The sequence below is a fragment of the Novacetimonas cocois genome (assembly GCF_003311635.1).
In the GTDB taxonomy this organism is placed as follows: Bacteria; Pseudomonadota; Alphaproteobacteria; order Acetobacterales; family Acetobacteraceae; genus Novacetimonas; species Novacetimonas cocois.
Map to the genome: position 1 here is coordinate 29,737 of NZ_QEXL01000013.1, position 12,738 is coordinate 42,474.

General features: G+C 66.1%; 13 protein-coding genes. 5 read left to right on the top strand and 8 right to left on the bottom strand.

Features of this window, described 5'->3' with window-relative positions:
* Nucleotides 1-77: 77 nt before the first annotated feature.
* From NJLHNGOC_RS10600 to NJLHNGOC_RS10625, 6 genes are all read right to left on the bottom strand, one after another.
* Nucleotides 78-1,169 (bottom strand): glycosyltransferase family 4 protein, encoded by a 1,092-nt coding sequence (locus NJLHNGOC_RS10600; RefSeq protein ID WP_113596379.1) that lies wholly within the window; start codon nt 1,167-1,169, stop codon nt 78-80.
* A gap of 134 nt (nt 1,170-1,303) precedes the next feature.
* Nucleotides 1,304-1,972, bottom strand: a complete 669-nt coding sequence (locus NJLHNGOC_RS10605; RefSeq protein ID WP_113596327.1) for a glutathione S-transferase family protein — start codon at nt 1,970-1,972, stop codon at nt 1,304-1,306.
* Between the two features lie 29 nt (nt 1,973-2,001).
* Nucleotides 2,002-3,081, bottom strand: coding sequence for a tRNA 2-thiouridine(34) synthase MnmA (gene mnmA / locus NJLHNGOC_RS10610; protein WP_113596328.1), 1,080 nt, complete (start codon nt 3,079-3,081; stop codon nt 2,002-2,004).
* A gap of 97 nt (nt 3,082-3,178) precedes the next feature.
* Nucleotides 3,179-3,493, bottom strand: coding sequence for a ferredoxin family 2Fe-2S iron-sulfur cluster binding protein (locus tag NJLHNGOC_RS10615; protein WP_110529925.1), 315 nt, complete (start codon nt 3,491-3,493; stop codon nt 3,179-3,181).
* A gap of 60 nt (nt 3,494-3,553) precedes the next feature.
* Entirely contained in the window at nt 3,554-4,729 is a 1,176-nt protein-coding gene (locus NJLHNGOC_RS10620) for a cysteine desulfurase family protein (protein ID WP_206059773.1), read from the bottom strand.
* Between the two features lie 107 nt (nt 4,730-4,836).
* Nucleotides 4,837-5,982, bottom strand: coding sequence for a cysteine desulfurase family protein (locus tag NJLHNGOC_RS10625; RefSeq protein ID WP_113596381.1), 1,146 nt, complete (start codon nt 5,980-5,982; stop codon nt 4,837-4,839).
* Nucleotides 5,983-6,604: 622 nt separating this feature from the next.
* Here NJLHNGOC_RS10625 and NJLHNGOC_RS10630 point away from each other — a divergent pair.
* From NJLHNGOC_RS10630 to NJLHNGOC_RS10645, 3 genes are all read left to right on the top strand, one after another.
* Entirely contained in the window at nt 6,605-7,270 is a 666-nt protein-coding gene (locus NJLHNGOC_RS10630; RefSeq protein WP_110529744.1) for an alpha/beta hydrolase, read from the top strand.
* Between the two features lie 276 nt (nt 7,271-7,546).
* Nucleotides 7,547-8,794, top strand: coding sequence for a tyrosine--tRNA ligase (gene tyrS / locus NJLHNGOC_RS10640; protein WP_113596330.1), 1,248 nt, complete (start codon nt 7,547-7,549; stop codon nt 8,792-8,794).
* Nucleotides 8,795-8,814: 20 nt separating this feature from the next.
* Nucleotides 8,815-9,369: a DUF4186 domain-containing protein gene (locus NJLHNGOC_RS10645; RefSeq protein WP_113596331.1), complete on the top strand. Its 555-nt coding sequence runs from the start codon at nt 8,815-8,817 to the stop codon at nt 9,367-9,369.
* Here NJLHNGOC_RS10645 and NJLHNGOC_RS10650 read toward each other — a convergent pair.
* Nucleotides 9,341-9,724, bottom strand: coding sequence for a Rieske 2Fe-2S domain-containing protein (locus NJLHNGOC_RS10650; RefSeq protein ID WP_239021471.1), 384 nt, complete (start codon nt 9,722-9,724; stop codon nt 9,341-9,343). The two genes, NJLHNGOC_RS10645 and NJLHNGOC_RS10650, sit on opposite strands and share 29 nt — an antisense overlap.
* 148 nt (nt 9,725-9,872) lie before the next feature.
* Between NJLHNGOC_RS10650 and NJLHNGOC_RS10655 the strand changes: the two genes are divergently transcribed.
* Nucleotides 9,873-11,120 carry an aminopeptidase gene (locus NJLHNGOC_RS10655; RefSeq protein ID WP_113596332.1) on the top strand — a complete coding sequence of 416 codons (1,248 nt, stop codon included), beginning with the start codon at nt 9,873-9,875 and terminating at the stop codon, nt 11,118-11,120.
* Nucleotides 11,117-11,611, top strand: coding sequence for a hypothetical protein (locus NJLHNGOC_RS10660; protein ID WP_113596383.1), 495 nt, complete (start codon nt 11,117-11,119; stop codon nt 11,609-11,611). The genes NJLHNGOC_RS10655 and NJLHNGOC_RS10660 overlap by 4 nt, the downstream gene beginning before the upstream one ends.
* Here the strand turns inward: NJLHNGOC_RS10660 and NJLHNGOC_RS10665 are convergent.
* Nucleotides 11,578-12,735, bottom strand: coding sequence for a glycosyltransferase family 4 protein (locus tag NJLHNGOC_RS10665; RefSeq protein WP_113596333.1), 1,158 nt, complete (start codon nt 12,733-12,735; stop codon nt 11,578-11,580). The two genes, NJLHNGOC_RS10660 and NJLHNGOC_RS10665, sit on opposite strands and share 34 nt — an antisense overlap.
* Nucleotides 12,736-12,738: the final 3 nt, after the last annotated feature.

The following is a 12,738-nucleotide window of genomic DNA, read 5'->3' on the forward strand; positions in this document are numbered from 1 at the left end:
CCATCAGTCTGCGTAATTGTAATTCCTGCATATAGGCATACGGGGGCGCCTGTCACATACCCCCCCATGCAACAGGGTCATGCACGCGGCCCCAGACACGCGGCACGGACCTGCCAGCGGATGGCCCGCGTCCGTGAAAGGTCGTACCGCCGCGCCTGTTCGCGCCCCCGCGCCGACAGCGCCGCCCGCGCGGGGGACGAGGCCATGAGATCGGACATCGCCCGTGCCAGCCCCTCCACCGGGGTGGGGGACACCAGCAGTCCGCCATCGCCCACCAGTCGCGCCAGCGCGCCATTGGGCGAGGCGATCAGGGCCGTTCCCGCCGCCATTGCCTCAAGCGCGCTGACGCCAAACGGTTCTGCCCAGCGGACGGGCATGACCATGATCGCCGCGCGTCCCATGGCCGCCAGCACGTCGGCATGGGGGCGGTATCCCAACATCTCCACGCCCGCCGCCTCGGCCTGCGGGCGAAGGGCGGCGATGAACGGGGTTTCATCGGCACCGGCGAAAAAACGGTCCGCACCATACATCACGGCGCGCCAGCCGGGACAGGCATGGCGCGCCATTGCCCATGCCTGCACGAACAGGTCCGCCCCCTTGTCCGCCACGACCCGCCCGGCGAACATGACCACGCGCTCACGCCCTGAATCCGGCAGGCAGGTCGCGGGCACGGTGGTCCCGTTGGGGGAAAAGGCGACATCCCCGGCGCAGTGCGGGGGCAGCCCCTCCAGAAAACGTTCCCGCAGCCAGTGGGACACGGCGGCAACGCGCACGCGACGCAGCAGGGCATGCCGCGCACGGGGCGTGCGCGCGAAACGCATCCCCTGCGGATCGTTATGCAGCACCAGCAGGATCGGGACGGAGGGAAAACGCCGCCCGAGGAACAGGGCCATGTCGGGACGGTTATGCACCTCGATCAGATCAGGTGACGCCGCATGACGCCTGATGGCGCGCGCGACGGCATGGGCATACCGCCACAATGTGCTGCCCGGTGGCCATATCCCGATCGGGGCAGGCACGAAATGTCCCCCCGGCAGGGGCGTTCCCGTTATCGGGACGCCCACGATCACGTCATCCGGCCTCGCCATGGCCGTGACCTGAAGGCCGATCGCGCCCGTAGCGTCGGTGGCATATCCCTCGCGCCGGGGGAGTACCGTCACGACCTTCATGGTTTTGGCCGATGGCACGAAGAATGTTCCGAAAGTCGCCCGCAACACACTGCCTTTTGGGAAAAAGGCAGCATATGGAAATTTTCGTTGTTTTTTATCAAAGGGTTATTTTCAGGTCAGATCCGGAACGCGCCTCAGGGAATATCCTCGAACCGGGCGTTGCGCCATTCCTTCGGCTCCGCCAGCGCATCCTGGTACCACTGATCCACCAGCGGGTGCGCCCGCACCGCCTTCATGTAGGCCACCGATTCCGGGGAAGGCATGACATCATAGGACAGGAAGCGCGAGACGATGGGCGCGAACATCACATCCGCCAGCGTGAATTGCGGGCCGAACAGGAACGCGCCGTCCTGTCCGAAATCAAGGCGCGCCTCCGTCCAGATGGCGTCGATGCGCGCGATATCGGCATCGATATCATCCGTCGTCCCGTTCGCCAGCGGCCTTGCGTTGCGCCCCACGTTCATCGGCATGGCCGCGCGCAATGCCCGGAACCCGGCATGCATTTCCGCCGCGATGCTGCGGGCAAAGGCACGGGGACGCGGGGATGCGGGCCACAGGGACGGCACATGATCGGCGCAGTATTCGCAGATCGCGATGCTTTCCCATACCGCAACGCCCCGATGTTCCAGATAGGGCACCTTGCCACTGGGGGAAATCGTCTTGATGGCGGACGTGCTGCCATCATTGGACAGGGGAATGACGACCTCCTCCACATCCAGCCCCGCCAGCCGCACCGCAAGCCAGCCCCGCAGCGACCACGAGGAATAGCGCCGCGTTCCGATGACCAGTGATCCTTCAGACATGCCTTCGCCCTTTCGTGCCGGTCAGACCGTCAGGCCGCGGGATCATGGCGACAGATAAATCCCCCGCCCAGCACCCGCGTCCCGTCATACATCACACAGGCCTGCCCGGGGGCAGGCACCGCCGCTTCGTCAAGGAGGACCGATGCCCCGCCGTCTGGCGCGCGCCAGACGGTCGCGGGCCGCACGGCCTCACGCGCGCGGATCTGCACCCCGCAGCGCAGCCCCTCCGCCGGCGCGTCAACCAGCCAGTTCATGTCCCGCAGGCGCAGTTCGCGCGTAACGCCCTGCGTGCGCGGCCCGATGACCACGCGGCGGCGGGCGGGTTCGATCCCCACCACCATCTGGCGTTCGCCGCCATGCATCGTCGCATCGCCCAGCCGGCGGCTTTGCCCCACGGTGTAACGCGCGACGCCTTCGTGCGCGCCGACCACGTTGCCGCGCAGATCCACGATCTCTCCCCCGCCGCCAGTCTCCGGACGCAGCTTTTCCACCAGCGCGGCATAGGAACCATCGGGGACAAAGCACAGGTCCTGGCTGTCGGGCTTTCCCGCCACCGCAAGGCCGAACTGCTCGGCCTGCGCGCGCACGGCATCCTTGTCCGGCATGTCGCCAAGCGGAAAGCGCAGGAAGCCGAGCTGCTGGAGCGTGGTGGCGAACAGGAACCATGACTGGTCCCGCGTCCGGTCCACCGGGCGGTGCAGTTCCACGCCATCAGGCCCTTCGATACGGCGCACGTAATGGCCGGTGGCCATCGCATCGACGCCAAGGTCGCGCGCCATGCCCAGAAGGTCGGTGAATTTCACGCCCTGATTGCACGCAACGCACGGAACCGGCGTTTCACCCCCGGCATAGGCATCGGCGAATTTTTCGATCACGCTGTCGCGGAAACGCCGTTCGGCGTCGATGACATAATGCGCGATCCCGAGACGGTCGGCCACGCGCCGCGCGTCATGGATGTCGCGCCCGGCGCAGCATGCCCCCTTGCGCGCGCTTTCACGCGAATCATAAAGCTGCAGGGTCGCCCCCACCACGTCATGTCCCTCCGCAACAAGGCGGGCGGCGACAACCGAACTGTCCACCCCGCCGGACATGGCGACCAGGATACGCATGGGTCTGCTATACTTTCAGATCAGGGAACGATAACCGGGCCTTCCTGCCTATCGAAGGCAGGGACCCGACGTCAAAGGAATTATCAGCCCGCCCGCGTCAGGATGTGTGCGGCAGGCGCACCACGAGGCCATCGAGCGCCTCGGTCATCACGATCTGGCAGCCAAGGCGCGAGGTCTTTTCAAGACCGAAGGCAAGATCGAGCATGTCTTCCTCATCCTCGGTCGGGGGCGTCAGCTTGTCCGCCCACTGCGGATCGACAACGACATGGCATGTCGCGCACGCCAGCGATCCCTCGCACGCGCCTTCGAGGTCAATTCCGTTCTTGTGCGCGATTTCCAGCACCGACAGCCCGATGGGGGCCGCGACCTCGCGCCGGGTGCCATCACGTTCGACAAAAACAATATGCGCCATCATTCCATCCTGAACACAGTTCCATGCCCGGACATCCCTGCCGGGCTGCTCTTCCCCGCGCTACGTGTCCCCTGCCGCCGCGCGGCACAGGATCGCCGCCGCACGATCCACATCGGCGCGTGAGGTATAGCGTCCCACCGCCAGACGCAAGCTTCGCGCGGCCTGCGCCGCGTCCAGCCCCATCGCCGTCAGGACATAGGAAGGCACCAGCTGCGCCGAAGAACACGCCGAACCGGTGGACACACACAGTTCGGGCGCGCGGGCCATGATATCAAGGGCGATGGCGTTGGCAAAACGCAGGTTCAGGTTGGACGCAAGGCGGTGTTCCATGCTGCCGTTGACCGCCAGCCCCGGACATCCGGCCTGCAGGAGGTGGAGCAGGCGGTCACGCAGCATGCGCATGCGCGCGCCGTCGGCCGTCATTTCCTGCATCGCGATGTGGCATGCCGCGCCAAAGCCGATCAGCAGCGGCGCGGGCAGCGTGCCCGACCGCAGGCCCCGTTCCTGCCCGCCGCCCGAAAACAGCGGCGTCAGGCGCACGCGCGGGCGACGGCGCACGAACAGCGCCCCCACCCCTTTTGGCCCGTACATCTTGTGCGCGGAGACCGAGGCAAGGTCGAGCCCGCCCACGTCCAGCGCGATCTTGCCCGCCGCCTGTGCAAGGTCGCTGTGCAGCAGCGCGCCCGCCCGGCGCACCAGTGGCGCAAGGGCGGGCAGGTCATGGATGACGCCCGTTTCGTTGTTCGCCGCCATGATGCTGACCAGCAGGGTCGGCACCTCCAGCGCGCGATGCAGCGTATCTGGATCAAGCCGCCCGTCCGCCCCGACAGGCAGGATGACAGGCTCGCACCCTTCGGCGGCAAGGTCGCGGACGGATTCCAGCACGCATTTATGTTCGGTGGCGACGGTGATGACGCGGCGGCGGGTCGTGCCCATGGACAGCAGGTGGCGCACCGCCCCCTTGATGGCGAGGTTGTTGGCCTCCGTCGCGCCGGAGGTAAACACGATTTCCCGCGCTTCGGCGCCCAGCAGGGCGGCAACCCGCGCACGAGCGATTTCCACGGCGGCCTGCACGCGCCGGCCGGCCGCGTGATCGGCGCTGTGGGGGTTGGCGAACTGCAGCGTGAACCACGGCAGCATCTCCTCCATCACGCGGGGATCGCAGGGCGTCGTCGCCTGGTAATCGAGGTAGATTTCCCCGTCCGGCAATGGCGTATGCGGTGGCGTATCAAGCATTGTCATCCCTCATCCCGCCACGCCGCGCGACCGGAACGTCCCGATGGCCGGGGATTGTGGTGGCGGGTATCATCATGACCACATGTGGGAACGCGACACGCCTCCATCTAGCCCCCCGCGCGGGCGGGAAGGCGCGCGGCCATGTCGACATAGGCGGTCATGAACGCCCCCACCTGTTCCGCCGTGACGGACCAGGGCAGGGACACGCGGATGGCGCATCCGGCCAGATCGTCCATGCCCATCGCAACCAGGACATGCGAACGCGCCACCTTGCCCGAAGAGCAGGCCGACCCGGCGGAGACGCAGAATCCCGCCATATCCAGCGCGATCAGCTGCGTCTGCGCCCGCCTGTGGGGCAGGATGAGGCACGTGGTGTTGGACAGTCGCGGCACGTCACCGGAACATACCACCGCGCCACAGCTGCGCGCCATCCGGTCGATATCGTCGCGCCATCCCGCCATGCGGGCCTGATACGCCGGATCGGCACAATCGCGCCGCGCCGCCACCAGGGCGGCCGCCATGCCCGCGATGGCCGGAAGGGCGGGCGTGCCGCCACGCCGCCCCTGTTCCTGCCCCCCGCCGGCGAGCATCGGCGGCAGGGCGAAAAAGCGTTCGCCCGCCAGCACAAGCGCCCCGGCCCCTTTCGGACCGCCGAATTTATGGGCGGAGACGGCCATGCTGTCCGCCCCCAGATCGCGCAGGTCCACCGCCATGCGTCCCGCCGCCTGCACCGCGTCCACATGCAGGCACGCGCCATGATCGCGACACAGGCGCGCAATCTCCGCAACGGGCTGGATCGCCCCCGTCTCATTATTCGCCAGCATCACGCACACCAGCGGCGCCTCCCCCGATGTGCGCGCCAGCATGGCCGCCAGCGCGTCGGTGCGGATGACGCCGCGCCCGTCGACGGGAATGACCTGTCCGCCGCGCACGCCTGCGGCCATGCGCACGGCATCATGTTCCGTCGCGCCATACAGGATCGGCCGTCCCTGGCCCAGCGCATCGACCGCCAGCACGTTCGCCTCCGTCCCGCCGGAGGTCATGACGCAGTTTTCCGCCGTGGCGCCGAAAATGGCCGCCATTTCCTCACGCGCGGTTTCCATGATCGCGCGCGCCGCGCGTCCGGCACGGTGAACCGATGACGGGTTGCCACAGACCCGCGCCGCCGCCGTCATCGCCTCCAGCGCCTCCGGACGGAGCGGTTCGGATGCGTTGGCATCCAGATAGTAGAAATCACCCGCGCCGCCGTTCATTTCAATCCCCGATCCATATGTCGCCAGCAATACCACGACATTACTTTGTGGTTTAAGTTTACGATTTATCTGGCAATTTGTGAATTGGCCTCGCTATAAGCTGCGCATCCGACCTGGCGGCAGGGCCGCGCAGGGCCGAATGAGACGTGACACTGGCAGTCGTACATTGGCAGCCGCGTCCCCGTACACGATCGCAATAGCGGAGCGTAGATCATGAGGCAGCATCCATGCAGGCAGTCCGTGCCGGCCCTTCATCCGCCGGACCTGACGGCATGCGCATGACGCCCATACCTGCCGCAAATGCAATGCTTACCCGACAAAGAAACATTTTTAATCACTAGGCCACGTCAGCATTATCGGGCCCAATCGGTATATATCCGGGTCCGCACACAGTCATCATGGCATCCGGCACGGCCGGATGCGGATATTCGTTTTGGATTTACTGGCGCCATTGTGGCTGACATCACGGCCGCGTGGCGTCCCCTAGGGTGGTTTTGCCGCCCGTGGGGGTAATTGAACAGCCGCCTGTCCGATGCGGGGCATCGTTATCGGAAGGAATGAAACGCCAACCGCCCCGGTGCCATGCCATCAGGCCACCGGGCAACCATATGCGGGATCTTATATGCCTGAGGTCATGTTCGCCGGCCCTGACGGCCGCCTGGAAGGACGCTACCATCATTCAAGCGAGCCGAATGCTCCGCTTGCGCTGATCCTTCATCCGCACCCGCTGCACGGCGGCACCATGAACAACCGCATCACCTATGCGATGTATCGCGAATTCGAAAAGATGGGCTTTTCGGTCATGCGCTACAACTCGCGCGGGGTGGGTCGCTCTCAGGGGCGCTATGACGGGGGAATCGGCGAAATCTCCGACGCCGCCGCCGCCCTCGACTGGATGCAGATGGTCAACCCGAACGCGCGCGGCCTGTGGATCGCGGGATATTCCTTCGGCGCGTTCGTGGGCATGCAGCTGCTGATGCGCCGCCCCGAAATCACCGGCTGGATCAGTGTCGCCCCGCCCGCCAACCATTACGATTTCGGCTTCCTCGCCCCGTGTCCCTGCGGGGGCCTGATGATCGCGGGCGATGCCGACGAACTGGTCCCCGAACCCGCCGTGCACAAGCTGGTGGACAAGCTGAACACCCAGAAGGGGGTCGAGGTCGATTACCGCATCTTCAAGGGCGCCGACCATATCTTTGCCAACCATGCCGATGAGGTCGCGGCCGCGCTGGAAGATCACGTCAGCACCGTAATGAACCGCCACGCGCTGGCCCTGGCCGCGGACTGAACCTGCACCGCGCCGCACGTTGGCCGCGCCTGTTTCCAGTGGGCCTGCACCCTGTGGTCCGCCGGCATGTCGCGTCATGGCATGTCCCTGCTGGGCCTGTCCGGTCACAAAACCGGACAGGCGGTAATGTCGCCCGTTATATCCCTGCCCTGCCGAACGCATGAAACGCGCCCCAGTTTCATCGGCCACGGTTTCATCACGGGGCGCGACCGTGCTAGACCCCGTCGCATATCCGCCGTCGCGGATCGGTGACAACCCGCAGATACAGTAGAGATCATGCCCAAAAGCGAATTCCTCCGCGAGGCCGAGGCACGTGGCTTCATCTTCCAGTGCACCGACATGGAGGCGCTTGACGCGGCCATGCAGGCCGGGCCGGTCGCAGGGTATATCGGGTTCGATCCCACCGCGGACAGCCTGCATGTCGGCAGCCTGATCCAGATCATGATGCTGCGGCTCCTGCAAAAGCATGGACACCGTCCTGTTGCCCTGCTGGGGGGCGGAACGGCGCGGATCGGGGATCCCTCCTTCCGTGAGGAAGCGCGCCAGCTCATGACGGCGGAAACGATCGCGCACAACCTGCGCGGGATCGAGGGATGCCTGCGGCAGTTCCTGTCCTTTGACGCCACCGCCGACGGGGCCATGCTGGCGAACAATGCCGACTGGCTGGACCGGCTTTCCTATATCGACCTGCTGCGTGACGTGGGCGTCCATTTCTCGGTCAACCGGATGCTGTCATTCGATTCGGTCCGCAGCCGGCTGGAGCGCGAGCAGGGGCTGACCTTCCTCGAATTCAACTACTCCATCCTGCAGTCCTATGACTTTCGCGAACTCAATGCGCGTCATGGCGTGACGCTGCAGATGGGGGGATCGGACCAGTGGGGCAACATCGTCTCGGGCATCGACCTCGTGCGCCGGATGAACCAGCAGCAGGTGTTCGGCCTGACGACCCCGCTGCTGACCACCAGTTCGGGCGCCAAGATGGGCAAGTCCGCGCGCGGGGCGGTCTGGCTGTCGGCGGCACGCCTGCCGGTGTTCGAATACTGGCAGTTCTGGCGCAATACGGAGGATGCGGATGTCGGGCGTTTCCTGCGCCTGTTCACCGACCTGCCGATCGAGGAATGCGATCGCCTTGCCGCCCTGCCCGGCGCGGGCATCAACGAGGCGAAAAAGGTCCTCGCCACCGAGGCGACGGCGCTGTGCCACGGTCGCGCGGCGGCGCAGGAAGCGGCCGAAGCCGCGCGCCGCACGTTCGAGGAAGGCGCGCTGAGCGCCGATGCGCTGCCCACCATCACCCTTCCGGCCGCCACCCTGCGTGAAGGAATCGCGGCGTTCCGCCTGTTCGCGGACAGCGGCCTTGTCGCCAGCAATGGCGAGGCACGACGCCTGATCCGTGGGGGTGGCGCACGCCTCAACGACGAGGTCATCACGGACGAGGGTCGCGTGATCGGCGAAGGCGACCTGCATGACGGCGTCCTCAAGCTGTCGTCGGGCAGGAAAAAGCACATTCTCGTCCGTCCGGCCTGAACGGCGGCACCGGACAACGGATGAGGCGTCCCCCTTCCGCCCGCAGGCCAGGGCCGGGTGTAACTGGCGGCGTGGATGGATGGCAGGCGGACCTGTTTGGATCGCCCGCGCCATCGCAAACTGAAACGCCTGCGCCACCTGCGCTGCCCGATCCGGCACGTCCCCTTCCCGCCGTGGCGCCGGATCTGTGGGCGCGGCTGTCGCGTTCAAAATTCCGTGCCCGATTCCATCTCGATGACAGGGACCGGACCTATCTGCGCCGGCAGGGGCTGCAGGCCGTTTCCCGCCATGCCACGGAATTCATCGCGACCCGGCTTGCCCCCGCCCACCCGCACAAGGACGGACGGCAGACACCTTGGCGGGGCCATCCGGTTTTCGTGGCGCAGCACGCCACGGGCACCTGCTGCAGGGGCTGTATCGAGAAATGGCATGGATTTACCAGGGGGCATGACCTGCAACCGGCGCAGCAGGACTATATCCTCGCGGTCATCCGCGGCTGGCTGATGCGCGAGGACCCGGCCTGCGCCCCGACCGATGCTTCGCCCGCTACGGACGCAGGTCCATCGCAGGCATAGGGACGGGCCGCACGCTGGCCCATACCGTTCCGTCCTCGACCCATGCGACATAGGGGCGCGGCAACGGATTCGCCGTCTCCATCCGGCCACCGGGCGCATCCACGTCGCCCTGCACGCCGAATGTCCACATATGCAGCGGACAGACCAGCCGGTCATACATCACATATCCACTCGACAGCCGCGCATTGCCATGGGGACAGCGATCGTCGAACACGCATGGCCGTCCGTCCTGTGTCGTCCATACCACCAGCGCGCGACCCTGCGTCACGACGCGCTGTGGGCGTTCGCGCGCGGCGTCAAGCGCGCAGAGCCTGACGGCATCGCCGGGCGCGTCCGGGGCGCCTGTCATTTCCATCGCCTTCGCATCCTTCTCCACGATAAGGTATGATTTTACGCAACCCTGGAATGTCGTCTATCGTATCGTGACTGACTTCTTGCCATGGACCGGGACGGTTCCATCCGGTCCGCCCCCTTCCACCGTCATCAACAGGATGAACCCACGCATGCCCGCAGCACCCAACCACGCAGAACTCCTGGACCGGCTTGGCGAGGTTGCGGTCCGGGTCGGGCTGAACATCGCCCATGGCCAGCAACTGCTGATTACCGCCCCGCTGGAGGCCGTGCCGCTGGTCCGGCGCATCACCGAACATGCCTATCGCGCCGGGGCGTCGCTGGTCAGCACCTTCTACACCGACGACGAAACCACGCTGGCGCGTTTCCGCCATGCGCCGGACGATACCTTCGACACGGCGGCGAAATGGCTGCATGACGGGATGGCCGATGCCTATCGCAATGGCGCGGCGCGTCTGGCGATTACCGGCGGGAATCCCATCCTGCTGGCGCGCGAAAACCATGAACGCGTCGCCCGTGCCTCCCGCGCGAATTCGCTGGCGGGTCGCGCGTCGATGGAACTGATCACGAATTTCGCCATCAACTGGAACATCGTCGCCTGCGCCACCCCCGCATGGGCCCAGCAGGTCTTTCCCGACCTTCCGGCCGATCAGTCGCTGACGCGGCTGTGGGATGCCATCTTTGCCGCATCGCGCGTCACCGCCGACGATCCCGTGGCCGAATGGGCGCGGCATAACGAAACCCTGCACCGCCGGGCCGCGTGGCTGAATGAACGCCGTTTCGCGGCGCTGCATTTCCGGGGGCCGGATACGGACCTTACGGTGGGACTGGCGGATGGCCATGCTTGGGCGGGCGGGTCGGAACCCGCGCGCAACGGCATCGTGTGCAATCCCAACATCCCGACGGAGGAGGTCTTTACCACCCCGCACGCCCGTCGCGTCAACGGCACGGTCCGCGCGACCAAGCCCCTGTTCCATCAGGGAACGCTGATCGATGATATCGCCGTCCGTTTCGAGGAAGGCCGCATCGTGGAGGCCAGCGCCAGCGCCGGGCAGGAGGTGCTGACGCGCATACTCGATACCGATGAAGGCGCGCGCCGCCTGGGCGAGGTCGCGCTGGTTCCCGCGTCGTCCCCCATTTCCAGCAGCGGCATCCTGTTTCGCAACACGCTGTTCGATGAAAATGCGGCCAGCCATATCGCGCTGGGACAGTCCTATACCAAATGCATGCTCGACACCGACAGCCTGACAGAAGCGCAGCTGAGCGAGCGCGGCGCGAATTCCAGCTTCATCCATATCGACTGGATGATCGGATCAAACCGGATCGACGTGGATGCCATCACCCATGACGGCACCCGCGAATCGTTGATGAAACAGGGGGAATGGACCAGCCAGCCATGACGTTCCGCACATACATCCTTGCCGCCGCCCTTGCGGTGGCCCTGCCTGCGCTGCCTGTGATGGCAGCCCCCGCACCCGCCGCACCGGCACAGCCCGCGCCCGACCCGAAGGCGACGATGGCGCATGACATCAATGCCGCCGCGCAGTACCGCCTGCCTGACAATTTCTTTGCGATCATGATTCCGACCATCAAGGAGATCAAGGCGCGCAACGTTCCCCCGCCGGACACCAGCAACCTGTCCCTGTCGCAGACCATCGAACGCACGGCACAGACGGAACGCCTGATGCCAATCCTGCGCGATCATGGGCTGAGCGCTTCGGATTTCGTCATGGGCATCACGACATTCGGCATGACGACCGCCCTGATGCACCAGCAGGCCCCCAAGGGCGCGCCCGCGCTGAACCCCGCGAACGTGAAGCTGATCAACGCCCACCCGCAGGAAACCCAGGCCCTGATTCAGGAAATGGGCGGCGAACTCTCCCAGCCCTGACGTCCATCGCCCGCATCGCGCGTCAACAGGGCGGCCGTGCGGGCGATCACCCTTTCCTGTGAAAACAGTTCCAGCGCGCGCTGACGCCCCGCATCCCCCATGCGACAGCGCAGTGACGCGTTGCGGGCAAGCCGCCCCAGCGCGGCCGACAGGGCATCAACCCGCCCCGCCGGCACGCAAAAGCCGGTTACCCCCTCCACGATCTGTTCGCGGATGCCCCGGATATCGCTGCCCACGACCGGCAGGCTGCACAGCATCGCCTCGATCACCGTCATGGGAAGCCCCTCGAAATGGCTGGGCAGGACAAAGATATCCGCCGCCGCCATCAGGTCGGCCACATCCGCGCGATATCCAAGGCGTTTCAGCCGTGGCCCGAGTTCCGCCCCGGCCGCATCCAGACACGCCCCCATGTCGGGACCATGATCGGTGGGCAGGCGCTCACCCGCGATCCATAGCGTGGCTTCCTGCACGTCGCGCATCGCCGCCAGCAGTTCGGGATACCCCTTGTGCCGCACCAGACGCGAAACCGCGAGGATGATTACATCTCCCTCCGCCGCGCCCAGTTCGGCGCGGACCCTGTGGCGGGTCGGGGCATCCGGGTGAAAGACGTTCCCGTCGCGTCCGTTTCCGATGGCCGTGGCATGCCGGTGTATGCCCAGACGGCGCGCATCCCGCGCCTCCTCGCGCGAGACGGTGAGGTAGATATCGGTGATGCGTCCCGCCAGCCATTCCAGCACAAGCGCCAGCATGCGCCGCCATGCCGGTCCGGGCTGGTTGAACAGGAATCCGTGACAGGTATAGGCCACGCGCGGAACGCCACACAGCCACGCGGCAAACCGGCCCAGCAGGCCGCTGATGGGCATGTGGACATGCACCATGTCGGGCCGTTCCCGCCGGATCAGGCGGATCAGCGCCAGCAGCGCGCGCGCCTGCGCCAGCGGGGAAAAGGAACGCGCCATGGCAACGGGTTCCACGCGAAAGCCATCGGCCCGCACGCCCGCCAGCAGCGGCCCTTCGGCGCAGGCCCCCACGACTTCATGTCCCTGGTCACGTAACTGGCGCATCAGCGGATGCAGAAAATGATACAGCGCGAAATCAACGTTCGTGATTTCGAGGATTTTCATTCC